16 protein-coding genes and 3 riboswitches are annotated in these 23,627 nt (G+C 67.1%); of the genes, 12 read left to right on the top strand and 4 right to left on the bottom strand.

The annotated features are described in order from the left end of the window. Positions 1–532 precede the first annotated feature (532 nt). Complete coding sequence (locus tag AC3AOF_RS15045) at positions 533–949, bottom strand: hypothetical protein (protein ID WP_488345769.1); 417 nt, start codon at positions 947–949, stop codon at positions 533–535. 1,276 nt (positions 950–2,225) lie between these two features. Then, positions 2,226–2,419: riboswitch (cobalamin riboswitch) on the top strand. A gap of 170 nt (positions 2,420–2,589) precedes the next feature. Here AC3AOF_RS15045 and AC3AOF_RS15040 point away from each other — a divergent pair. The 9 genes from AC3AOF_RS15040 to AC3AOF_RS15000 all read left to right on the top strand — a co-directional run bounded on the left by AC3AOF_RS15040 (position 2,590) and on the right by AC3AOF_RS15000 (position 12,615). Continuing rightward, complete coding sequence (locus AC3AOF_RS15040; protein ID WP_488345768.1) at positions 2,590–4,596, top strand: TonB-dependent receptor; 2,007 nt, start codon at positions 2,590–2,592, stop codon at positions 4,594–4,596. 45 nt (positions 4,597–4,641) lie between these two features. Further along, positions 4,642–5,688 (top strand): HoxN/HupN/NixA family nickel/cobalt transporter, encoded by a 1,047-nt coding sequence (locus AC3AOF_RS15035; RefSeq protein WP_488345767.1) that lies wholly within the window; start codon positions 4,642–4,644, stop codon positions 5,686–5,688. 131 nt (positions 5,689–5,819) lie between these two features. Next, positions 5,820–6,015, top strand: a riboswitch (cobalamin riboswitch). Positions 6,016–6,138: 123 nt separating this feature from the next. Beyond that, positions 6,139–8,106, top strand: coding sequence for a TonB-dependent receptor plug domain-containing protein (locus AC3AOF_RS15030; RefSeq protein WP_488345766.1), 1,968 nt, complete (start codon positions 6,139–6,141; stop codon positions 8,104–8,106). Positions 8,107–8,165: 59 nt separating this feature from the next. Then, the gene (locus tag AC3AOF_RS15025; RefSeq protein ID WP_488345765.1) at positions 8,166–8,999 is read left to right on the top strand and encodes an ABC transporter substrate-binding protein; all 834 of its coding nucleotides are present in this window, start codon (positions 8,166–8,168) and stop codon (positions 8,997–8,999) included. Continuing rightward, a complete protein-coding gene (locus tag AC3AOF_RS15020; RefSeq protein WP_488345764.1) occupies positions 8,996–10,021 on the top strand; it encodes a FecCD family ABC transporter permease in 1,026 nt (341 codons plus the stop codon). Before AC3AOF_RS15025 ends, AC3AOF_RS15020 begins: the two co-directional genes overlap by 4 nt. Then, on the top strand, positions 10,021–10,836 hold the full coding sequence (locus AC3AOF_RS15015; protein ID WP_488345763.1) for an ABC transporter ATP-binding protein: 816 nt from the start codon (positions 10,021–10,023) through the stop codon (positions 10,834–10,836). The genes AC3AOF_RS15020 and AC3AOF_RS15015 overlap by 1 nt, the downstream gene beginning before the upstream one ends. Next, positions 10,814–11,806 (top strand): DUF6925 family protein, encoded by a 993-nt coding sequence (locus tag AC3AOF_RS15010; protein ID WP_488345762.1) that lies wholly within the window; start codon positions 10,814–10,816, stop codon positions 11,804–11,806. The genes AC3AOF_RS15015 and AC3AOF_RS15010 overlap by 23 nt, the downstream gene beginning before the upstream one ends. A 2-nt stretch (positions 11,807–11,808) precedes the next feature. Then, positions 11,809–12,348, top strand: a complete 540-nt coding sequence (locus tag AC3AOF_RS15005) for an AAA family ATPase (RefSeq protein ID WP_488345761.1) — start codon at positions 11,809–11,811, stop codon at positions 12,346–12,348. 39 nt (positions 12,349–12,387) lie between these two features. After that, the gene (locus AC3AOF_RS15000) at positions 12,388–12,615 is read left to right on the top strand and encodes a hypothetical protein (RefSeq protein ID WP_488345760.1); all 228 of its coding nucleotides are present in this window, start codon (positions 12,388–12,390) and stop codon (positions 12,613–12,615) included. 66 nt (positions 12,616–12,681) lie between these two features. Here AC3AOF_RS15000 and AC3AOF_RS14995 read toward each other — a convergent pair whose 3' ends face one another. Next, positions 12,682–14,748, bottom strand: a complete 2,067-nt coding sequence (locus AC3AOF_RS14995) for a TonB-dependent siderophore receptor (RefSeq protein ID WP_488345759.1) — start codon at positions 14,746–14,748, stop codon at positions 12,682–12,684. A 174-nt stretch (positions 14,749–14,922) separates the two neighbouring features. After that, positions 14,923–15,118, bottom strand: a riboswitch (cobalamin riboswitch). 449 nt (positions 15,119–15,567) lie between these two features. Between AC3AOF_RS14995 and AC3AOF_RS14990 the strand changes: the two genes are divergently transcribed. Continuing rightward, a complete protein-coding gene (locus AC3AOF_RS14990) occupies positions 15,568–16,581 on the top strand; it encodes an IS110 family RNA-guided transposase (protein ID WP_236988020.1) in 1,014 nt (337 codons plus the stop codon). A gap of 356 nt (positions 16,582–16,937) precedes the next feature. Here the strand turns inward: AC3AOF_RS14990 and AC3AOF_RS14985 are convergent, their stop codons facing one another. Next, positions 16,938–19,055 carry a TonB-dependent receptor family protein gene (locus AC3AOF_RS14985; protein WP_488345758.1) on the bottom strand — a complete coding sequence of 706 codons (2,118 nt, stop codon included), beginning with the start codon at positions 19,053–19,055 and terminating at the stop codon, positions 16,938–16,940. Between the two features lie 729 nt (positions 19,056–19,784). After that, the gene (locus AC3AOF_RS14980) at positions 19,785–20,939 is read right to left on the bottom strand and encodes an epoxide hydrolase family protein (RefSeq protein ID WP_488345757.1); all 1,155 of its coding nucleotides are present in this window, start codon (positions 20,937–20,939) and stop codon (positions 19,785–19,787) included. A 161-nt stretch (positions 20,940–21,100) separates the two neighbouring features. On the opposite strand from AC3AOF_RS14980, the gene AC3AOF_RS14975 reads away from it, so the two are divergent. Further along, positions 21,101–21,991: a LysR family transcriptional regulator gene (locus AC3AOF_RS14975; protein ID WP_488345756.1), complete on the top strand. Its 891-nt coding sequence runs from the start codon at positions 21,101–21,103 to the stop codon at positions 21,989–21,991. A gap of 299 nt (positions 21,992–22,290) precedes the next feature. Next, a protein-coding gene (locus tag AC3AOF_RS14970) for an IS630 family transposase (protein WP_488345755.1) occupies positions 22,291–23,371 on the top strand; the annotation gives its coding sequence in 2 pieces (ribosomal slippage) (positions 22,291–22,772 and positions 22,771–23,371; 1,083 coding nt in all). Positions 23,372–23,627 lie beyond the last annotated feature (256 nt).

Here is a 23,627-nt window from a genome sequence, read left to right as displayed (position 1 = left end):
TCGCCGGCCTGCGAGAGGTCCGCTATCAGGTGACGAGCTGCCACTCCAGCTGAAGTGATTGAAGGTCGGAAAGTGGCGCCCTGCAGACGTCCGGTGTCCGCACTCTGACTAGCTTCATTCAGCCTCTGCAGCCCCTCAATATAAAGCGGAATGGGGATTCCCTATTCCCGCACAAAGACGGGGTGCCGCCAGGGGTCCGTGGCCGGTCGCGGCTTGCTGTCGAGCTCGGCTGAGGAAGGAGGGGGAGGAGGGGAGGGTAATGCTTGTGCTTCCCGGGTGAGAGGGGGAAGGGGAGTGTACTCTGTGCCGCTGTGCTCGCTGAGCAAGTGTGCTCGATCGGCTCTATTTTGACACGACAAACCATATGCTCGCCCGTAGACGTGCATCTTAGCGCGAAGCATCGCGCGCCAGCTTGTGGCATCTTCCAAGGCAAGCCGGCAGTGTTTGCACAAGCAAGCACTTTATCGTGTTGGGAAGTTAGCAACGCAGCATAGATGCTGCTCGCATTTGCGCGCGGCTCGCGCCGCCAATGTCAGCGCGATCTCTGACTGGAGATAGTCGGCACTGTCGGAGCAGCGGGGTAGGGACTTTGGAACAGATCACCCAACGCCTTGCGCCGGAACAGGGTCCGCCAGCGGCGGCGCTGATGCTCGTCGCGGTCATGCCGCATGTGGCAGCGTTGGCAGAAGGCTGCGAGGTTGGCGCTCTCGTTGTTGGCCGTGTCATAATCGCGGTGCGCGGCCGCCAGCACCACGCGGGTGACCCGAACACGGGCGAGTAGGTCTTCGTTGCGCAGTCGCTGCCGGAGCTGGCGCCCCTGGCCATCGCGCCAGCCCGAGGTCTCGGCATAAGGGCGAGACCCTGGTAGTGCAACCCGTTGTTGAGCGTGACCTCGCGCAGGCTCGCCTTCACCCCCTTCGGCACGGGCCAGTCCGGAACGAGGACCCATTCGGGGAGGCGATTGCGGTGGGCGGGGGAGCGGGGCTTGCGGGCAACCCGGAGCAAGAGGGTCTTGTAGGCCTCAGTGATCCCCTGCTTCATCTCCCCCAGTACCCACTCCCGGGGGCCCCGAAGTGGCTTGTGTAGGAGGGAGAGGATGTAGGGGGTGTACCCTTCTCCCATCTTCATGATCAGCATGTCGCTATAAGCATGTACCAATGTGGTGATGTGGAAATCAGTGTCTATATGCACATGACTTTCCATATTCACTCCGCATCGGAAGCACATTGCAAGCTGATGAATGCAGGTCTTGAAAGCGTTGGCATACCAACGATCGGGGGAAGCTGCGGTTAAAATTGTATTTTACCGACTCATGACTTAGGATATCAGCGCCGAACCCAGATAGAACAATTAGATTATGATATCGTACGGCGTAGTGCAGACAGTTTAGTCAGCAAATTATCTCGGACGGGTAACGATCTACGAAACGCCGAAGGCCTGAAATTGGGGGGCTATGGGTGACAATATGCGCGTTTAAGGTTGTGCCGTCGTTCTAGCAGCAGCGCCCGCAGAATGGCGGCGTCGAACTAGGCGTCCGCGTTGCCAGGGGCACCCCCGCCGAATCGCGTGAACAGCACACGACTCGAGGCGCCGCGGGATGCGTTGCGTAGACCGGCCAGCAGCGTGCCTTCGTAGGCAGCCTCAGGGACGAGGCGAGCCCGGGTCACGTTGGCCGGCGGCGCCGGACGGCCCGTCCTGCGTCAGGCCGTCAAAGCCTCTGCAGCCTGGAGGTCCCAGATTTAGGTGTCCCATTAGGCCAAACCACGACTCGGTAAAATAATCTTCGCCGGAACTTTTGCCGGCGCCGGAGATCGCACGATGAAACTGAAACACAATGGCTCGCTGCTGGACCTGCAAAATGCCGCCCTCGACTGCGGGGTGTTCGGGGATTGGTCATGGCACGACCGCGAGGGACTGCATCGGTTCCGCTCAGATGAAGGCGAAATCCTGCACTGGTGGCCACGCACTGGAACCGTCGTATTCCAAGGCCGGCCGGGTCCACGGGGCGCCATCTCACTCCGGTGCTCATGCGCTAGGATGTCAACGACGATGGCGTGCGGGTCATCCGCGCGCGTGCGGTCACCCGCTGAAGCATTGGAAGCCGGGTGGGGATCTTCCCCAACCCGGCTTTTTTCGTGCCGAAGCAAACTCCACCGCAGCATTCGCCGGCATCGGTGGTGCCTGCGCCGCCGCGCGCCGCCTCACTTGACCGCGTGCCGTATCGCCGCGTAGCTGGGCTCGACGGTTCCCTATGGGGATTAAAAGGGAATGCGGTGAGGGCCCAGGTCCTAATCCGCAGCTGCCCCCGCAACTGTGAGCGGCGAGCCCTGCATCACCGACGTCACTGGGGTCATCCCGGGAAGACGATGGAGGGCGGTGACCCGCGAGCCAGGAGACCGGCCGTCAGCCGTGGTCACATGTGGGCCGCGCCGGACGGGGTGTTCCGGTGCCTCCACGGTGACGTGCCACTGCCGTAAAGGCTCCCTTGTGACCGCCGTCTCCCGTTCCTTGTTCCTCGCGGCTCTCGCCGCGGTCAGCCTCCCTGCATCTGCCTTTGCCCAAGACGAGATCCGTCTCGACGAAATCGAGGTGACGGCGCCGCTTCCCAGCGTGGCTGGGGCCGCCAGCGCCGGCTATCCTGGTGGCACCACCGGCATCGGCGGCGGGCTGCGCCCCGTCGACGCGGCGAGCGCGGGCATCATCAGCGGCGCAGCGATCAACAGCCGCCCGATCACTCGCCCGGGCGAGGTGCTGGAATCCGTGCCGGGCCTGATCGTCACCCAGCATTCCGGCGAGGGCAAAGCCAACCAGTTCTTCCTGCGCGGCTTCAACCTCGACCACGGCACCGACATCGCCATCCACGTCGACGGTATGCCGGTGAACATGCGCACCCACGCCCATGGCCAGGGCTACGCCGACCTCAACTTCCTGATCCCCGAGCTCGTCGGCGCGGTCGAGTTCCACAAGGGGCCGTACTTCGTCCGCGACGGCGACTTCGCCTCGGCGGGGTCGGTGCGGATCGACTATCTCGACAAACTCGACCGCAACATCGCGCTCACCACGCTGGGCAGCTTCGGCTTCAAGCGAGGGCTCTCGGCCGCCTCCGTTCCGCTCGGTGCGGGAAACCTCCTCGTGGCAGGCGAAGCGCAGACCTATGACGGGCCATGGGTCGTGCCCGATGCCCTTCGCAAGCTCAACGGCGTCGCCCGCTACAGCCAGGGCACCGCGACCGACGGATTCGCCGTCACCGGCATGGCCTACTGGGCCAAGTGGAACGCCACCAACCAGATCCCGGAGCGAGCGGTGGCGGAGGGCATCATCGGCCGCTACGGCACGCTGGATCCGACTGATGGCGGCGATACCGGGCGCTTCTCGCTCTCCGGGCGCTGGAGCCAGTCGGATGCCGGCGGCATCACCCGGGCCTCGGCCTACGTGATCCGCTACCAGATGAACCTCTGGAACAACCTCACCTACTTCCTCAACGACCCCGTCAACGGCGACCAGTTCCGCCAGCGCGATGCCCGCGTGCTCGGCGGTGGCGAGATCTCCAGGGTCTTCCAAGGCGACCTGTTCGGGTTGCCGATGGAGAACGAGATTGGTGTCCAGACCCGCACCGACGACATCCGGGTCGGGCTGTTCAACACAACGGCACGGCAAACCCGCTCGACGGTGCTTGACGACCACGTGTTGGAAGCGAGCGCCGCGTTCTACTACGAGAACCGGGTGCGCTGGACCGACTGGCTGCGCACCAGCGTCGGCTTCCGAGCCGACGGCTACTACGCCGATGTCCGCTCCGACACCCCGGCGAATTCGGGCCGCGCTCGCGACAGCATCGTCAACCCGAAGCTCGGGGCGGTGTTCGGGCCGTGGGCGGATACCGAGATCTACCTGAACTACGGCGGCGGTTTCCACTCGAACGACGTCCGCGGCGTCACCGCGACGGTCGATCCGGCAAGCCCGCTGTTCAACATCAGCCGCTCGCCCTTCCTGGTCCCCTCGACGGGCTACGAGGTCGGGATCCGCAATCGCTCCATCGCCGGGCTGGAGACGAGCCTCGCGCTGTTCCGGCTCGACTTCGCTTCCGAGAACCTCTTCCAAGGCGACACCGGCACCACCGAGCCGAGCCGGCCGACCCGCCGTTTCGGCATCGAGTGGAGCAACCATTACGCCCTCACGCCCTGGCTGCGGCTGGAGGGCGACCTGACGATCACCAACGCACGCTTCTCCGACCATGACCCCGTCGGCCAGCGCGTGCCGGAGGCACCGACCACCATCGCCTCGGCGGGCGTCACGTTCGGCGAGGGCCAGGGTTGGTTCGGTAGCTTGCGCTTCCGCTATTTCGGCCCCCGGCCCCTGATCGAGGACAACTCGGTGCGCTCGAAGCCGACCGCCCTGCTCAACGGCCGGATCGGCTACGCCTTCGACAATGGCGTGAGCCTCGCCCTCGACGTGCTCAACCTGACGAACGCCCGGGCCGACCAGATCACCTACTTCTACGAGTCCCGCCTGCCCGGAGAGGCGGCCGCCGTTGCCGACCGACACTTCCACCCGGTCGAGCCGACCGCGGTGCGCCTGACCCTGGCGGGGCGGTTCTGACGGGCATTCCTGGCTGAGACGAGCCCTACCATCCGGAGCGGACCCTTGCTGCCCAACCCCTTCGACGATCAGCCCGCCCGTCTCAGGGTGAAGATCGGGCTCGTCTACGCCGTCCTGATCGCCGCCAACATCGCGGCCTGGGCAGCGGCACTCACGACCTTCGCCAATAAGCCCGTCCTGCTCTCGACCGCCTTCCTCGCCTACAGCTTCGGACTGCGCCACGCCTTCGACGCAGACCACATCGCGGCCATCGACAACGTGGTGCGCAAGCTCATGCAGGAGGGCAAGAAGCCCCACTCGGTCGGCTTCTTCTTCTCCCTCGGCCACTCCACCATCGTCATCCTGGCCTCGGGCCTGATCGCCGTGACGGCTGCGGCGATGAAGGACAGCCTCGACCAGTTCCATGACCTCGGCGGCGTGATCGGCACCGCGGTCTCGGCGACGTTCCTGCTCGTCATCGGCATCGCCAACCTGTTCATCCTGCGCGGCGTCTGGTCCGCGTTCTGCCGCGTGCGCCGAGGCGGGAAGATCGTGGACGAAGACCTGAACACGCTCCTAGCTGGACGAGGGCTGTTGGCGCGCCTGTTCCGCCGGATCTTCGGCGTGGTCTCGCGCTCCTGGCACATGTACCCGATCGGCTTCCTCTTCGGGTTGGGCTTCGATACCGCGACCGAGGTCGCTCTGCTTGGGATTTCGGCGACGCAGGCCACGCAGGGCCTGTCGTTCTGGGCGATCCTGATCTTCCCGGCGCTGTTCACCGCGGGCATGACGCTCCTGGACACGACCGACAGCGTGCTGATGACCGGCGCCTACGGCTGGGCACTCGCGAACCCGGTCCGCAAGCTCTGGTACAACCTGACCATCACGGCGGCCTCGGCGACGGTCGCGCTGTTCATCGGCGGCCTGGAGGCCCTCGGCCTGATCGGCGACAAGCTCGGGCTCACGGGCGGACTGTGGCAAGCGGTGAGCACGCTCAACGACAATCTGGGCGAGGCCGGCTTCGCCGTGGTCGGCATCTTCGTCGTGGCGTGGATCGCCTCGGTCATCATCTACCGCGCCAAAGGGTACGACCGGCTCGAACCCGCTCGGTGAGTGCGCTGTTGCGGGATGGTGCTCCTCCCTCGGCTGCTGAGTCGCGCTCTCAGCGTGGAACAGCCGTGTACTGGCCTCAGGAATATTTCGAAGCGTTGCAGCAAGGCGATTGACCGTGCGCCTCCGCGTCGCTTAGCTGGCCGGGACGGTTCCCCTCGGGGATCAAAAGGGAACGCGGTGAGGGTGATGAGCCCGATGCCGCGGCTGCCCCCGCAACTGTAAGCGGCGAGCCTTCCGCCACCATGTCACTGGGCAGCCTCGCCCGGGAAGACGGTGAGAGGGCAGCGACCCGCGAGCCAGGAGACCTGCCGTCAGTCGTGGTCACACGCGAAACGCGCTGGGCGGGGTGTCCTGGCGGGTGTCGAGGGTCCGCCAATCCTGCGTGGAGGCGGTGACCCGAGGCCTCGTTCGCGGTGACGTGCCACTGCCGTTGCCCGAGGCTCATCTCCCGTGCCCCATTCCCTTCAACGCGCTCGCCTGAGCGTGCTGGCGCTCTCCTGCGCCGGTCCGGCCCTGCTTGCCGCGCCTGCAGCCCATGCCCAGCAGGTCGCCGCCCCCTTCGCGGACGCGCCGCGAGGCGGCGAGGCTGTCATCCCGCTCGCCGAGATCACGGTGTCGGCCACCGGCGTGCCGACGCCGGTCACACAGACCGGGTCGAGCGTCACCGTACTGACCTCCGACCTGCTTCAGGCTCAGCAGGTCCGCACCGCGCCGGACGCTCTCCGGCAAGTCTCGGGCCTCAACGTCGTCCAGACCGGCGGTGCGGGCGGCCAAACCTCGGTGTTCATCCGCGGTACCAACTCCAACCACGTCAAGGTCCTGATCGACGGCATCGACGTCAACGACCCCTCGACGCCGAACCGCTCCTTCGACTTCAGCCAGCTTCAAACCGAGGATCTCTCTCGCCTGGAGGTGCTGCGCGGCCCCCAGAGCGGCCTCTACGGTGCGGACGCCATCGGCGGCGTCATCTCGTTCGTGACGAAGCGCGGCGAGGGTCCGGCCCGGGCCACTGCCTTTGCCGAGGGCGGCTCCTACGGCACCACCAACCAGGGCGGCCGCATCTCCGGCTCCGAGGGCATCTTCGACTACTCGTTCTCCGTGCAGCACCTGCGCCAGGCCGCGCTGCCGGTGACACCGTTCGAGCTCCTGCCGGTCGGCGTGCCGCTGCGCACCGCCTTCACCGACATCAAGACGGTTTCGACCAAGTTCGGCGCGCAGCTCACCGATACCTTCCGCCTGAACTATGTCTTGCGCTTCTCCGATAGCGCCTACCTGGACCAGGCGGACGGCGGCTTTCCCTATCGGCCACTGCCATACCGAAACCTCAACGACCAGCAGCAGTTGCTCATGCGCGGCGAGGCCGAGTGGACGCCGCTACCGGGCTTCCACAACGTGTTCGGCGCCAACTACTCCAAGTTCGACCGCCTGTTCGCCGGCCCACTCGACCCGCTCGCGCCGCCGACGCCCTCGACCTATCTCGGCGAACGCACACGCTTCGACTATCGTGGCGACGTCCAGCTTAGCCCCGGCCACCTGCTGCTCTTCGGTGCCCAGCGCGAGGACGAGCGTTTCCAGGCCACCGGCATCGACAAGTCGAACGGCAACACCGGCGGCTTCGCCGAGCTGCAATCGGCGATCACCGACCGCGCCTTCCTGGTCGCCAACATCCGTCACGACGAGAACGACCAGTTCGGCGGGGCGACCACGTTCCGGATCGCACCGAGCTACATCCTGCCCTATATGGAGACACGCCTGAAGGGCAGCGTCGGCACCGGCTTCAAGCCGCCGACCCTCAGCCAGCTCTACCAGGACTACCCGGGCTTCCGGTTCTTCGGGAATCCGGCCTTGCGGCCCGAGGAGAGCTTCGGCTTCGACGGCGGCTTCGAGCAGCCCCTCGGCGATCGGGTGCTCGTCGGAGCGACCTACTTCGAGACCGACTTCCGCAACCTGATCCAGACCGCGTACTTCCCGACCTTCGGGACCAACGTCAATGTCGGCCGCGCAGTAGCCTACGGGGCGGAGAGCTTCGTCTCTGTCAAGCTGACCGACACCTTGAGCGGCCGGGTCGACTACACCAACACCGTCACCAAGGACGAAATTGCCCACCAGGAATTGCTGCGCCGGCCCCGTCACAAGGTCAGTGCCACCGCGATCTGGAACCCGTTGCCACAGCTCACGCTCACCGGCACCCTGGTGGCGATCGGGTCGTTCGTCGACGGAAACCGCGACTTCTCGGTGCCCCGGCTCAAGAACCCGGGCTTCACCCTGGTCAACCTCTCGGCGAACTACGCCTACTCGGAGAACCTGACGCTGTTTGCCCGCATCGATAACCTGTTCGACCAACGCTACCAGAACCCAACCGGCTTTCTCGGGGCTGGCCTCGCCGTCTACGGCGGCGTGCGCGTATCCTCGTTCTGAGACGGATGAGGATGCGGGCCTTGATCCTTGTCGGGGTCGCAGGCGGTCTGGCGGCGTGCATGGTCGCTTCATTGGCCGCCAGTCCGGTGCCGGCGCGGGAGAACCCTGCCGCGCCGGGCCGGCCGTCGCGGATCGTCTCGCTGAACCTGTGCGCGGACGAGCTCGTGCTGAGGCTGGCCGACCGCGGGCAGGTCGCGGCGGTGACCTACCTCGCCGGCGATCCGCGCGGCTCGACCGTGGCGGCGCAAGCCGCCGGCGTGCCGGTCATCAGGGGGCTCGCGGAGGAGATCGTGGCCTTGAAGCCCGACCTCGTTATCGCTGGAGCCTTCACCACTCGCACCACGGTCGGGCTCCTCAAGCGGATCGGCTTCCCGCCGCTCGAACTCGGCGTACCGGCCAATTTCGACGGCGTACGTGCCCAGATCCGCCAGGTCGCGGCGGCCGTCGGCCATCCGGAGCGCGGGGAAGCGATGGTGGCGGAGCTCGACGCCACCCTCGCGCGCGTCGTGCCGGCCTCCCGGCTTTTGCGCGTCCTGGTCCTGCGCCCGAACGCCTTCACGGTCTCGCCCGGCAGCCTCGGCGACGCGATCATCCGAGCCGCCGGCCTCGTCAACGTCGCCGCGCAGATCGGCCGTGACCGCACCGGCTCGGTGCCGCTCGAGGCCGCTGCCCTGGCCGATGCCGACCTCGTCGTCGTCGACGCCAGTGAGACGGGCACGCCGTCCCTCGCCGACGCCCTGCTGCATCACCCGATCCTCGAGCGGCTGCGCGCGCAGGGGCGCACGATTCCGATCCCCAACCGCCTCTGGACCTGTCCCGGTCCGCAGGTCGCCGAGGTCGTGGCCCGGCTCGCGGCCGCAGCGAGAGCGCGCACCCCGATGAAGACCCCATGAACGCTCCGATGTCCTTCGTGACACGAACGCCGCCGCAGGCCGGCAGCCGACGCCTCGTCGCGGGGTTGGCCCTCCTGGTGGCGATCCTGATCGTTGCCTCTGTCGCGGTCGGCTACGCCGTTCTCGATCTCCCGGCAGCCCTCGGCGACTGGCTCGCAGGCCGCCCCACCCTCCCGGCCCTGGTCCTGATGGAGCTGCGCCTGCCCCGTGCGCTCCTCGGTGCGCTCGTCGGCTTCAGCCTCGGCCTGACCGGGGCGGTGATGCAGGGCTACCTGCGCAATCCGCTCGCCGACCCGGGCATCCTCGGCATTTCGTCGGCTGCCGCGCTCGGGGCGGTGGTGGTGTTCTACGGCGGGCTCGCCGGCAGCCTGTCGCTCGCCCTGCCGCTCGGCGGCATCGCCGGCGCGGCCCTCGCGGCGCTCGGCATCAACCTGCTCGCCGCCCGCGGCACCGGCACGCTCGGGCTGATCCTCGCCGGTGTCGGCCTGTCGAGCCTTGCCGGCGCGCTGACGGCGCTCGCCCTCAACCTCGCGCCCAATCCCTACGCCGCCCTGGAGATCGTGTTCTGGCTGATGGGCTCGTTGGCCGACCGCAGCATGGATCACGTCTGGCTCTGCCTGCCGCTGATGATCCTGGGCTGGATCCTGATGCTCTCGACCGCCCGCGCCCTCGATGCCCTGACGCTCGGCGAGGACACGGCCGCGAGCCTCGGCTTCGACCTCGTCTCGGTCCGCATCCGCATCGTCACTGGGGCGGCTTTGGCGGTGGGCAGCGGCGTCGCGGTGAGCGGAGCAATCGGCTTCGTCGGCCTCGTCGTTCCCCACCTCGTGCGGCCGCTGGTCGGGGCCCGGCCAGGCGCGAGCTTGTGGGCGAGCGGGCTCCTCGGAGCGGTCCTGGTGCTGGGCGCCGACCTTGCCGTGCGCCTGCTGCCGACGCGGCCCGAATTGAAGCTCGGCGTGGTGACGGCGCTGGTCGGCGCACCGTTCCTGATCGCTCTGCTGTTCCGGCGAGGGCGGGTCTGATGCGGCTCGCCGCCGAAGAGCTTCAGGTCCGGCTCCAGGACCGGCCCATCCTCGATGGGGTCTCGGTGTCTGTGGGGGTCGGCGAGTTCGTCGGCCTCGTCGGCCCGAATGGCGCGGGCAAGACCACGCTCCTGCGCACGCTCGCCGGCCTCATGCCGCCGTCCTCCGGCCGCGTCCTCCTCGACGGCCGGTCCCTGACGGACATCTCACCAGACGAGCGGGCGCGCCGCCTCGCCGTCTTGGTCCAGTCCGCCGGGATCGGCTGGCCGATGCGGGTGTCAGAGGTCGTCGCCCTTGGACGTCTGCCGCATCGCCGCGCCTTCGCAGGCCTGAGCGAGGCCGATCACGCCGCGGTCGCGCGGGCGATGGCGCGGGCCGACGTCACCCACCTGCGCGAGCGGACGGAGCCGAGCTTGTCTTCGGGCGAGCGGATGCGGGTGCTGCTCGCCCGCGCGCTCGCGGTCGAGGCCGAGATCCTCCTCGCCGACGAGCCGATCACCGCCCTCGACCCGGCCCACCAGCTCGACGCGATGAGTCTCCTGCGCGGGATCAGCCGCGCCGGGACCGGGATCGTCGCCGTCCTGCACGACCTCACCCTGGCCGCCCGCTTCTGCGACCGGCTCGTGGTGCTGAGCGAAGGCCGAATCGTCGCCGACGCGAGGCCCGCCCTTGCCCTGACCGATCCGCTGCTGAGGGCCGCCTTCGGCATCACGGTCCTGCGCGGCACCGACGCCGACGGCACAGCCTACATCCTGCCCTGGCATCGCTCGGGGCGCCCACGGGAGGACGACCATGACCCAGCCGGCCAAGACTAATCCTAAGCGTGGGACCGCCCCTGACCGCGCCGCCGTCGAGGCGCTGCTGCAGGATTCGTTGCGCGATCCGGGCAGGGCCTGGAGCCTCGGCAGCTTCGGGGCGATCGCGGAGTTCATGCGCGACCCCGACGAGCCCGTCTCCGCGCTGCCCGACGATCGTATCGGGATGGCCACGGCTCGCGGTGCCATCGCCTTGAGGCCTCACCCCGACCTGCGTCCGGTCGCCTACGAGACGGCGGTCGCCTCGGGCTGGAACCACGCCGTGGCGCTCTGCCTGCCTGAAGAGGCCTGCGCCATGAACCGGCGCACCGTGGTGACGGAACTCGGCCCCGATCACGAGGCGGCGCGGCCTGAGGACCGCGACGGCGTGCTGTTCGACCTCGGCCTCGACCTCCTTGCCATCGACGCCTGCGTGCGTAGCCGCGATCCGGACGCCATCGCCTGCCTGCGGGCGGGGGCCGGGCAGCCTCTGTTCGCGCCCGGCAACCCGATCGGGCCGCGCCTCGTCGCCATGAGTCCGCATCGGGTCTTCCTGGCGCGCTTCGGCCGTATCGAGGTCTACGCCCCGATCCCGCCCTCCGGCGGCACCAGCCCGGAGGGACCGCACACCCACGTCCTGCCGAAGCTCCTGCGGAGCGGACGCACTCACGCCGCGACGACCCCGATCCCAGCCGGCCTCGTGCCCTGCGCCGCCCTGCACCCGGCCCATCCCTACAAGGACATGCAGGGGCAGCGCATCGCCTTCGATCCCGAGCGCCTGGCGGCGTTCCAAGTGCTGCTGCAGCTCTGGGGCGATCCGGCGCTGGTCGCCGTCAAGCACGGAGCCGAGGATCACGGCGGCGCGGTATCGAGCCGGCACGCGCAAGGAGCCCGGCGGGTGGCGGAGGCGCAAAGCCGCTGCCTTCGCGGCGAGACCGTCGAGGCCGGCCCCGGCGACGATGAGGACGAGGCCGCCGACATCTACGCCTGACCATGTCCCCGATCGTCGAGGGCGGGCGAATGCCCCGCCAGCGGGTCGTCGGCCTGATCGGTTGTCCTGGGGCGGGCAAGACGACCTACGCGCGTCGGTTCGATCCGCGCGAGGGTTGGGTTCACCTCACCCTCGACGACCTGCGGCAGACGCTCTGGCCGCCAGACCGCCAGATGTACTGGGAGGTCCGGCGCGGTGGCTACGACGGCGAGGCGCAAGCCCTGCTGCACCGGGTGAAGGAGGCGGCGCTGCAAGCCGCCCTCGCGCAGGGCTTCAGCGTGGTGATGGCCGACACCCACCTGACGCGCGAGGTCTTCGCGCGCGAGCTCGCCATCGTCGAGGCGCACGGCCTCGCTGTCGAGTGGAAGCTGTTCGACGTGCCCTGGGAGGTGCTGGTGGCGCGCAACGAGGCGCGGGGCCGGCTCGAACCGGCCCACCGACAGCCGGACGCCGTGCTGCAGCTGACTTACGAGGCATTCCGGGCCCCAGATGCCTGGTGGCGGACGCTGCCCCCGGACCGGATCGAGGTCGTCGCGACCTGAACGACACCCTTGCTTATCGTTTCGTAAGGCGGCGGTTCCGTGCACGAAAACACTGACGTCATCCTCAAGCCGACGCTCCTCTACCGCCTGCGGCTGCTTGCCGGGACGCCACGGCACTACGCTGCGAGCGCGACGACGAAGCAGTTGCTGAAGCTAGGCTTGATCGAGGCGACGGGACGCGTTCATCCCGACACGCAGTTCTGCGAGTACGCCTTGACCGCGGCAGGCCGCCGGTCCCTCGCACGGCGAGAGACCGGTGAACCGTGACAGGCGTTACCGCCGCGGGCGTTCGCCGAGGCCGACAGGGTCCTGCCGCAACGGACGGTTCCGCGATTAGAACCGGGCCGTCACGCTGAGCGTCACGCGCCGCGGCTCGCCGACACCGACCCAAAACGAGTTGTAGGATCGTTCGTAGTAGGTCGTATCGAAGATGTTATCGACGTTCAGGCCTACCCGCAGCTTGTCGGTTCGGTAATAGACCAGGGCATCCGCGAGCACGTAGCCCGGCAGCCGGAACGCCTCATTGCCGCTGTCGCCGAGGCGTGAGCCCACCACCCGGACGCCGCCGCCGATGCCGAAGCCCTTCCAGTCGCCGCCCTGCACCTCGTAGACGCCGAGCAGGCTGCCCGAGTGGCGCGGGATGTTGAGCAGCGGCGAGCCGACCCGCAGCACCTCGTCACGCGTCACCGCCGCGTCGATGAAGGCGTAGCCGCCGATCACCCGGAACTCCGGCGTCACCTGACCGACAAAGCCGAGGTCGAAACCCTGGCTGCGCACCGCCCCGGCGGCGATCTGGAAGAAGAAGTCCGCCGGGTCGGTGGTGAGGACGTTCTCCTTCTCGATGTGGAAGGCGGCGGCCGTGATGCCCAAGCCGTCGAACAGGTCGAGCTTGGCGCCCACTTCGTAGCCGAAGCCGGTCTCGGGCGCGAAGGGACGCGTCGCGCGGTCGAAGCCGGTATTGGGGCGGAAGGACGCTGCGACGTTGCCGTAGAGCGAGAGGAACGACAGCGGCTGATAGACGAGGCCCGCGCGCGGCGACAGGCCGGTGCGGTCCTGCTCGGTGCGGTCCCCGGCGTTCTTGTCCCGGAAGGTCTGGTTGTAGAAGTCGGTACGGTTGCCGAGCAGCAGCTTCCATTCCGGGCTCAGCGCGATCTGGTCCTGGGCGTAGAACGCGGTATTGCCGACATTTTCGCTCGCCCGGTACGAGCGCGTGAAGGGCGGCTTCATCTGGCCGTAGACCGGATTGAATAGGTCGAGCGCGAACGGATCGATGCGAGGCGTCGATCGCAGCAGGTTCTCGGTGCTGTTGTAACGCTCGTGTTCGAGGCCCAGCAGCACGGTATGGGCAATGGGACCGGTGTCGAAGCGCCCGACGAGCTCGGCTTGCCCGATCGCCACGCCCCAGGTGAAGTCGTGCCGGCGGAACTCGCGCAGCAGCGTACGGCCGTCGTCGAGAAGGCCGGTTGCACCGGTCTGCAGGCCGGTCAGGCTGCCGGTGTTGAGGTGGGTGGCGAGGCGCAGATGCCAATCGGCGTTGAAGGCGTGCTCCAGCCGCACCTGCAGGATGCCGGCCTCGGAGACCGAATCGTCTCCCGGCTCTCCGAAGAAGCGCGAGCGCGGCACCACCCCGAGGCGGTTGTTCACCGCCACCGTACCGCGATCGAAGGTCGCGCGGTTCCGCAGGTACTGTGCCTCGACCGTCAGCTTGGTGTCGGGAGTGACCTGCCAGCTCACCACGGGTGCGGCGAGCACCCGGTCGCCGTCGACGTAGTCACGAAAGCTGTCCTGGCGGGCGAGGACCCCGTTGAAGCGGTAGAGCACGCTGCCGTCCCGGGTCAGCGGGCCGCCGGCATCGACGGTGGTGCGGGCGGTGCCGAAGCTGCCGAACAGGGCGCCCATCTCGACGAACGGCAGGGCGACTGGCTGCTTGGTCAGGATGTTGATGGTGCCGCCCGGGTCGCTGCGGCCGTAGAGTGCGCCGCTCGGTCCTTTCAGCACCTCGATCGACTGGACGTTCTGTGTATCGGGCGCGCCGTTGTAGCCGCGAGCGATGTTGAAGCCGTTCTGGAAAATGTCCTGAGTGGCGAAGCCCCGCACCGAGTAGAGGGCGAGGTTCTGGTTGCCGAAATCGTTCTGCTTGGCGATGCCGGGCACGTAGTCGAGGGCGCGCTCGACGCGGGTGGCGGCGGTGTCGCGCAGAACCTCGCGGGGGACGACGTCGACCTGCTGGGGCAGGTCGCGCCTCGGCGTGATGGTCTTGGATCCGCTGTAGAGTTCCTCGACGCGGTAGCTCGGCGTCGCCGTAAAGGTGCCCTCGACCGAGATCGGATCGAGCGGGATGGTGGCGTCGGCGGGTGCCGATGAACTCGCGGGCTGGGCGCGAGATGGAAGGGCGGTCACGACGGGCGAGAGAGCGCAGGCGGCGATGGCACAAAGCCGGAGCGACGAACGAGAGCGGGACGGGATCACGGAGCCTCGGTGAACGGCTGTGGCACGTCACCGCGAACGAAGTCTCGCACGGATGCACGCATCCGCCTCGACACCCGTCGGAACACCCCGTCCGACGCGCTTCGCGTGTGACCACGGCTGACGGCAGGTCTCCTGGCTCGCGGGTCAGTGCCCGCCACCGTCTTCCCGGGTGAGGCACCCAGTGACACAGGTGGTGGAGGGCTCGCCGCTTACAGTTGCGGGGGCAGCTGCGGATTAGGACCTGGGTCCTCACCGCATTCCCTTTTGATCCCCGGGGGGAACCGTCGCTGTCTCTGTTACAGCCACGTTTCCGATCGTCAATGTCAGGCAGCGGCAATCCACTGGTTGTGCCGCTCAAAGCACACAACTTTCCTATGGCGAACCCCCCGCTGGCGAGGGAGACATCGGCTAGAGTCCAAATTCTATCAGCTTGGACGTGCGACAGACCGCAGAGGGAGGGAAGCAAGAGCTCGTGATTACGATAGGAAGGTCCGGATTGCTCGCCGAAGCGGTCGATCAAATTGAGAAACCCACAACTCATACTGTTTCCTGTACCTGATGTGTGGCCGTAGGCTGCTACGGCGAGGGCATCCGGCGGTCTCACGGTTTCCCGGTCTGCGTCCCCTGTCGCTCAACGGCGATGGCCGCACGATCGCCTTCCGGCCTGATCCCGGATGTCCTGATGGCTGCTCCGGACAGTCGATCGGGCCCTGCCTCGTGCAGGCGCCCGCGTACAGGACAGGATCACCCATGTCACACAGCGCCACCATCCCCACCGTGGCCGGCATCGATGTCGGCAAGCACTTCCTCGATCTCGGCTTCTTCCCGGCGGCCAAGCCGGTGCGTCAGGACAATACGGAGACCGGCATCGCCAAGCTGATCTCGACGCTCAAGCAGCGCGGGATCCGCACGGTCGCCCTGGAGGCGATCGGCCCCTACGCCTATCCCCTCATCGCCGCCCTGCGTAAAGCTGAGCTCGATGTCGCCCTGGCCGATCCGCGCCAGGTCAAGGCGTTCCGCTCCGCCGAAGGGCTGATCGCCAAGACAGACCGGCTGGACGCCGCCCTCATCGCCCGCTTTGCTCAGCGCATGAGCGAGCACCTGCGCCCCGCCCCGACCCCCGACCAGATCACCCTCAAGGCTCTCTCGACCCGGCGCCGCCAGCTCACCGAGCTGATCGCCATGGAGAAGACCCGCCTGGCCCAGGCCCTCGACCCGGCCATCGCCGACAGCCACAGGGCGGTGATCAAGGCCCTGACGGCTGCCTGCACCGAGGTCGAGGCCGCTCTCGAGGCACGCATCGCCGCCGAGCCTGGCCTGGCGCGCAAGCGCGCGATCCTGACCTCGATCCCCGGGATCGGTTCGCGCATCGCCAGCGTGGTGATCACCGACATGCCCGAACTCGGCACGCTCGACCGCAAGGCGGCGGCCAGTCTGGCCGGGATGGCGCCTCATCCGACCCAGAGCGGGGCTCACCCGGGCCGCCACGCGATTGCCGGTGGGCGTCCCTGCCTGCGCACGGCCTTCTACATGGCCGGGATGGTGGCGGCGCGCAGCTGTCCGGCCTTCCGCGAGCCGTACCGGGCGATGCGAACGGCGGGTAAGCCGGCCAAGGTGGCGATCGTGGCGTCGGGCCGACGCCTGGTGGTGCTGGCCAACGCCCTGGTGCGCGACGACACGACGTTCGAGGCGAGCAAGTTGCAGCAGGGAGAGGCCGGTCGGGGGGAGGAGAACGCCGCGTCCCCTGCGGGATCCGATCCGTGACGAGCGAGAGGAGCGATGTCTTCATCGCTCCTCTCGCCGAGCTTGGCGTTCGCCGGTGGGAGCGGGTCAAGGCCTTGTCGCGCGAAGCGCGAGGGCGCGCAGCGCCCGCCTTGACGCGCTCGCGCCGGTGAACGATCTGACCCCCATACGGCTAAAACCAAGCGCGGCACTGCCGATTGGCCCTTGACCGGCAATACAGTCGCCGATTGATCGCTTCGCGATGCGGAAACCGGCTTCGCTCAGGCGCCGCGCGGGCTGATGATACGGCGTCCGGAAGGAATCTTCCGGAAACAGTATCACGCCTGTGTGTGTTGGGACTGCCCAAGTGAAGCGCATATGCTTGGGCAGTGCCTTTCCTACCAGCGGTAGCGAAGGCCGCCGTAGACGGCCCGACCAGTGCCGGAGTTGAAAATTTCCGAGGAGGCATCGGCGACGCCTGCGATGGCTACGCTTGAGATGTAGTGCTTGTCGAATAGGTTGCGCGCTTCAAGGTAACCCGACCAGCCTGCGCCCGCGTCGAGGCCGACCCTGAAGTTCAGGAGTGCGTAGGCAGGCACCGTTAAGCTGTTAGCGTTGTCGGCGAAGTAAGCTTGCGGTGACCATTCGACGTTGGGACCGGCGAAGAAGCCGCTCGGATGCCGGTAGAGCAGCTCGGCGCGGAGATAGTGGGTCGGCACGCCGGGCAGGCGGTTGTTGCCGTAGCGCGCGTCACGGTCGAAGAAGAAGTCGTTGTACGTGTAGGCGGCGTTGAACCAGACACGATCGTCACCTGAGACGAGCGACTTGAGGAAGGCGACGCCGAACCCGGCCTCGACGCCCTGATGCACGGTGCGGTTGGCGTTGATGAGTGAGCAGGGACTGAACGGAGAGGTCGTCAGGCACTGCAACTCGTTCCTGACCTCCGAGCGGTAGAGCGACACGTCCCAGGTGAAGTCCGGCCGGATGCCGCGCGTGCCGGCCTCGTAGGTGGTGGCGGTCTGAGCCTTGAGGTTGGAGAACGCGGCCGACGAGAAGGAGTTGGCATCGAAGGTCGGCGCTTCCGCGCTGCCTGAGACGTTGCCGTAGACCTGCCAGCCCGGCTCGACATCCCACAGCACGCCGACCTTCGGGCTGAAGATGTTGTACGTGTTGCGGCCCGACTGGTTGCCGTCGCTCAGGAAGCGATCCTTCCGGTCGCGGGTCGCGTGAAGGAACAGCCCACCGGCGACGAGCGAGACGTTCGGCAGGGCGAAGAACGAGTTCTCCGCGTAGGCTGAAACGTTCTCTGAATAGTCGAGCGAGGAGAAGGTCAGGGCGCCCTTCCTGGCACCCGGCAGGTTTACGAACTGCCGGTAATTGATCGTACCGTTGTCGACGTTCACGCCCATGACCAGGCGGTTGCGGAAGCCGCCGATGATCCGATCATCGGTCACCCGCACGAAGCCGCCGTAATCCGCGACGGTGTAATCGAGATACTGGTAGATCGGATGGTCGACGTGGCGTTGCACGGTGAAGACGCCAAAATCCACCGTCGTCTCGTTGAAGCGCAGCGTCGTCTTGTTGGCGAGACGAACCGAGTCGATGTTGCGCTGCTGATCAAGCTCGATCCAGTACGGGTTCGCGGCGCGCGGGTTCCTGAGCGCGCCCTGCCGCGTGACCTCACCCGGAATACGGGAGTTGATCGTGTTGGCGTTGAGGTAGAAGCGGGTCTCAGCGTCCGGCGAGAACTGGTAGCCGAGGTTCGCGCTGCCGCGGACCGAGTCGCCCTCGCTGTGTTGCCGGAAGCCGTCGAACCGCTCCCCGGACAGGGTGGCAAAGTAGTCCCATGGGCCGGACACTCCGCCGGTGGCAGCCTGCCCTTTCACGTACCCGAAGCTGCCGACATCGACGCGCGCGTCGTATGGGAAGGCGTCCCGGCCGGTCGGGGTGACGAGGTTGATAGCACCGCCGAGCGCGTTGGCGCCGAAGCGCAGAGCATTGGCCCCCTTGAAGACCTCGACGTAGCGGTAGGCGGTCGGGTCGATCTCGAAGAAGTCGACGAGCCCATCGGAGGTATTGATCGGGATGCCGTCCTGGAAGACGTTGATGCCGCGATTGCCGTAGTTTCGCGACAGGCCGGAGCCACGGATCGACAGGCGGGCGTCGGAACCGAACCGCGGCTGCACGATGACGCCCGGCACGAAGTCGAGCACGTCCTTGAGTGTCTGAGCCGGCCGGTTCTTGTAGGCTGTATCGGGCACGATCTCGACGGCGCCGGGCGTGAACTGGATTTCGGCGCGGGCCTGATCGATCGTCGGAACGGTGAGGCTTCCTCCCCTCGGAGTACGCCCGGATTGCCTGGTTGGCGCGACATTGGCACCGGCCACGTCGCCGCCACTTGAGCCGGCGACGGTGATCTCCTCCAGCGCCACCGTCCCCTGAGCTAGGGCTGAGGTCGAGGCGAGCAGGGTGAACGTCAGGGCGAGGGACAGCTCGACCCGTCGATGAGTGTGCATGGCAGAGGTTCGCAATCTGAGAGATCGGGAAGGTGTGCGATCACTCAGGCGAGGGGTGGTGCTCGGGCGCTGGCACGGACACCGGGAGGTGCGCGAGGCGCAGCAATGACCTCGGGCCGCCAGGCTACGGCGACCGCTCGGCGTGGCGGCCAGACGATAGCGACCGCAACAGGAAGAAGCGGACCCGTCGCATCGTGTCCCTGCGCGACGGCGCAGCACGGTAGATGGCTGTGAGTCTGATACGGCTTGAACGGTTCGTCGCCCGTCTCGGCGATTACGGCACAGATGATGTGAGCGGGGCCGCGCGAGGGTGCGGGAGACAGCCCACCAAGGAAGGCTTGGAGCACAAGCGCGTACAGCGCGGCTACAGCGACAGCCGCGCGGCAAACCGGAGAGTTCGATCGGTGCGCACGCATGATCCTCGCGTATGGCCGAGCTTCCGGGTTAGTCAACACGCAAACTTAAGGTTGCGGAGGATTTAAGCGCGTGCGCCCTGTGAGCCCGAGCCAACAGGACGCCTCGCGTGGGCCGTCGAAGCCTGGAATGGGTGGGACCGCTTGCCCACAATTGCGGTCATTGCAGCGTACAGGCTCGTGGGTCCGATTGGGGTCGCAAGCAGCCCCTCAATCGCCGGCGCTGCGATCCTCACCTCAAATAGGGGCGGATGCTCGCAAGATGGTCCGGCTTTGCCGGGCCATCACATCGGATCCCGAACAGGCGGAGTCGCACTTATCGGATGTGGCCGAAGGTCGCTCGTACGTCGTCGACGAACGCAGCCGGGTTCTCCATCGCGGCGAAGTGGCCACCCCTGGTCGGTTCGTTGAAAAAGCGCAGGTCCATAAATCGCCGCTCGGCCCAGAGCCGTGACAGGCGCACCGCTTCGCCGGGAAACATGCTGATGCCAGCAGGTATCGGGATTGGTGCGTTCAACATCCCTTTCGCTCGGTCCTGCGCGTTCTCCCAATAGAACCTAGCCGCACTCGCGCCGGCATTTGGGAGCCAATAGAGCATGATGTCATCGATCATGTGGTCGAGCGGGATCACTCGCTCGGGCGAACCACCGCTATCGGTGACATCGCGAAACAGCGCATAGATCCAGGCCGCGAGGCCCACCGGCGAGTCTGCCAGCGCGAAAGCAATCGACTGCGGCCGCGTATTCTGCAGCTGCATGTAGCCGGAATGCTCGTTCCAGTAGCGCCCTGCATCGGTGAGCATCGCCCGCTCTGCCGCCGTCGCCTCCGCGATTTCCTCGTCGGTGGGATGGAACATGACCATGTTGAGGTGAATGCCTGCGAGTCCCGGGGCGCGCATGTGCGCGAGAGCCGTCACGACGGCCGCTCCCCAGTCGCCGCCCTGCGCCATCCAGCGTTCCCCGTAGCCGAGCCGCCGCATCAGTTCGCTCCAGGCCCGTGCGACGCGCGCGACACCCCAGCCCGGAGTGTTCGGCTGCTCGGAGAAGCCGAAGCCCGGCATCGACGGGATCACGAGGTGGAAAGCGTGTCGCGGGTCACCGCCGTGGGCTGCGGGATCCGACAAGGGCCCGATGACGTCTCGGAATTCTAAGACCGACCCCGGCCAGCCGTGCGCCAGGAGCAGCGGCACTGCGTCGGGTTCCGGCGAACGCACGTGGAGGAAGTGGATGCCAAGCCCGTCGACAGTGGCGTGGCTGCTGCCCCAGCCGTTAAGTAGCGCCTCAGCGGTGCGCCAGTCGTAGCCGCTGCTCCAACGGTCGACGAGCGCACGTACAGCGCCGAGCGGCGGTCCCTGACTCCCGTCCGTGACGGTACCCGCATCGGGCCAGCGGACCCGGGTGAGCCGTTCGGAAAGGTCCGCGAGGGCGGCATCCTCAATTTGGATCGGGAACGGCGTGATGGCGTCTGTCATGGCACAATCCTCATTGGCCCGCAGAGCCGGGAGCGAGGACGGCGGCGCCGCGTCCTCGTTCATGGCCCGTCCCCTGCGAATGGTTGAGGTGTTATGGCCCTCCCTCTCGCTCGCTGTCAGATGGGCGCACCGCGACAGGCTGTTGCCGAACTGGAACGACGATGCAGCTGGATGACCTGCGCGCTTTCGCCCGTATTGCCGATCTGCTGAGCGTGTCGGCTGCGGCGCGCGCGTTGTCCGTGCCGAAATCCAGCATCAGCCGCTCGCTCGCCCGGCTGGAGCGCGATGTCGGAGCCGCGCTGGTCGATCGCTCGACCCGTCACCTGCGCCTGACCGATGCGGGCGTGGCGCTGTACCCGCACGCGTTGCGCATCGCCGTTGACGTGGACGAGGCTGCGGCCGCGCTCGACGGCCTCGCGGGCGTGGCCCGGGGCACCTTGCGGGTCAGCCTACCGTTCACCGTCGCGGTGGCGCTCGTGTCACCCATGCTACCCGCGTTTCTCGCCGCCAACCCGGAGGTGCGGGTCGTGCTCGACGTCGAGAACCGCTTCATCGACATACCCGTGGAGCCCGTCGACCTCGTCATCCGGGTCGGCGCGCTGCCCGACAGTGACCTGATCGCGCGCCGCCTCATAACTTCGGAAACCTGGACCTGCGCCAGCCCCGCCTACTTGGCCGCTAGGGGCACGCCCGCCAGTGTCGCCGACCTCGGAGATCATACGCTGATCGCCTATTCCGACCGTGCGACCACCTGGGGGCCCGGCCCGGCCGGCGGTGCCGTGGGGCGCGCGGAGTTCCTGCCCGCGGTGGTCGTCTCGGACTCCGCGGCGCTGCTGCCGGTGGTTGTGGGCGGTGGCGGCATCGCCCGCCTACCCGACTTTCTCGCCGCCACCCCGGTCGCGGACGGCAGGCTCGTTCGCCTCTGGCCTGGGCACCAAGGCGATTTGATCGACATTCACGCCATCTACCCCAGCCGTCACAGCCTCTCGGCGAAGGTGCGAGTTTTCATCGATGCCTTGCTGGCTTGGTTTCCTGACCCCGACCGGCGCTGAACCCTCGACGCATGATCTGATCTTCCGTGCAAGGAACGGGCGTTACCGCAGACGGCCGGGGACTCTCTAAGTTGACATCGCGCGTGAACGGCTGTGCCGAAGCGAGGCAGGCGCGACGCCGCGGGACCGATGGGTCAGCAGTGGCGCCCCTCTTCGCTAAGTTGATCCGGTCTGCCTTTAGATAGGGACATTATTTCTTATGCCACTGCACATCTCATACCAACGGCCGGTGAGGCTGACTCGGCGTGTTGCGCGCGGGTTCCAGTTCTGATTCGGTTCACGGATCAGGAGAGCGTGCCATGACCGGGATCGCCATCACCCGCACGGATCTGAGCGCTGAGGCGTTGCGCGCAGCATCGTCCAAGGCGCCGAGCATTCCGGCGGCGCGTCGCATGCTGGCGCTCGCGCTGGTGCTGGAGGGTGCCGATCGCACCACGGCGGCGCGCTCCTGCGGCATGGACCGCCAGACCCTGCGCGATTGGGTCCACCGCTACAACGCCGAGGGGCTTGAAGGTCTGAGCGACCGCAAGGCGCCAGGCCGGGCCGCCAAGCTGACGCCCGACCAGAAGCAGCAGTTGGCCGCGCTGGTCGAGGCGGGGCCGGACGTCGACACCGATGGCGTGGTGCGCTGGCGCCGGGTCGACCTTCAGGCGCGGATCAAGGATCTGTTCGGGGTCGAGATGCACGAGCGCACCGTTGGCAAGCACCTGGCGGAGCTTGGCTTCGTGCGGCTTTCGGTGCGCCCGCAGCATCCCAAGGCCGACGAGGAGATCCAGGAAGCATTTAAAAAACTTCGCCGCGCGCGTGGCAGAGATCCTGCCCGAACCCGTCCGCGCCAAGCCGCTCGAGATCTGGTTTCAGGACGAGGCGCGCGTCGGCCAGCAGGGCACGCTGACGCGGGTCTGGGCGCGCAAGGGCACGCGCCCGCGGGCGCCCCGCGACCAACGCTACAAGTGGGCGTACGTGTTCGGCGCGGCCTGCCCGGCGCGCGCGACCAGCGCGGCCTTGGTGCTGCCGACGGTCAACACCGCGATGATGTCGCTGCACTTGGCCGAGATCAGCAAGCAGGTGGCCGAGGGCGCACACGCGATCCTGGTGCTGGATGGGGCCGGCTATCACGGCACCGCCAAGACACGCCGACCGCGTGGCCTGGCGGTGCCGGACAACATCACGCTGTTGCATCTGCCGGCGTCCTCGCCGGAGCTGAACCCGATGGAACTGGTCTGGCAATACGTGCGCCAGAACAAGCTCGCCAATCGGGTGTTCCGTGACTACAGGCAGATCGTCGAGGCTTGCTGCGACGCCTGGAACTTCTTCGCCAACAACCCGGACCTCGTGACCTCAATCACAGCGCGCGACTGGGCGAAGGTCAAAGTTTAGGGCCGTTGGTATCAGGGATCTAAGCTCAAAGGCAAATTTGTCAAAGCATCTGCGGCAAGTCACTAATTTTTGAGACTTCGTGCCAATTTTGTGAGCCAGACACTTCGCGAGAAGTTTGCCAATATTGTAGTATAGACAATAAAATTCACAGTAACGGATAGCCAAACAATGCTTGATGTCATGGCCACGCCTCGATCAAATCGTCACCAACCGAATTCTTACGCACCGTGATCGTCACCAGCCCACGCTGACCCGA

The organism is Methylobacterium sp. 142-1Y, assembly GCF_057747795.1.
Note: the sequence above shows the minus strand (reverse complement) of the source record. Positions and strands in the feature narration are given on the sequence as shown.

Bases quoted from the DNA above. Each gene is read 5' to 3' on its own strand.
- AC3AOF_RS14990 (WP_236988020.1), top strand. From the start codon at position 15,568: ATGTCACACAGCGCCACCATCCCCACCGTGGCCGGCATCGATGTCGGC.
- AC3AOF_RS14975 (WP_488345756.1), top strand. From the start codon at position 21,101: ATGCAGCTGGATGACCTGCGCGCTTTCGCCCGTATTGCCGATCTGCTG.
- AC3AOF_RS15025 (WP_488345765.1), top strand. From the start codon at position 8,166: ATGGTCGCTTCATTGGCCGCCAGTCCGGTGCCGGCGCGGGAGAACCCT.
- AC3AOF_RS15010 (WP_488345762.1), top strand. From the start codon at position 10,814: ATGACCCAGCCGGCCAAGACTAATCCTAAGCGTGGGACCGCCCCTGAC.
- AC3AOF_RS15045 (WP_488345769.1), bottom strand. From the start codon at position 949: ATGGGTCCTCGTTCCGGACTGGCCCGTGCCGAAGGGGGTGAAGGCGAG.
- AC3AOF_RS15005 (WP_488345761.1), top strand. From the start codon at position 11,809: ATGTCCCCGATCGTCGAGGGCGGGCGAATGCCCCGCCAGCGGGTCGTC.
- AC3AOF_RS15020 (WP_488345764.1), top strand. From the start codon at position 8,996: ATGAACGCTCCGATGTCCTTCGTGACACGAACGCCGCCGCAGGCCGGC.
- AC3AOF_RS15015 (WP_488345763.1), top strand. From the start codon at position 10,021: ATGCGGCTCGCCGCCGAAGAGCTTCAGGTCCGGCTCCAGGACCGGCCC.
- AC3AOF_RS14985 (WP_488345758.1), bottom strand. From the start codon at position 19,055: ATGCACACTCATCGACGGGTCGAGCTGTCCCTCGCCCTGACGTTCACC.
- AC3AOF_RS14980 (WP_488345757.1), bottom strand. From the start codon at position 20,939: ATGACAGACGCCATCACGCCGTTCCCGATCCAAATTGAGGATGCCGCC.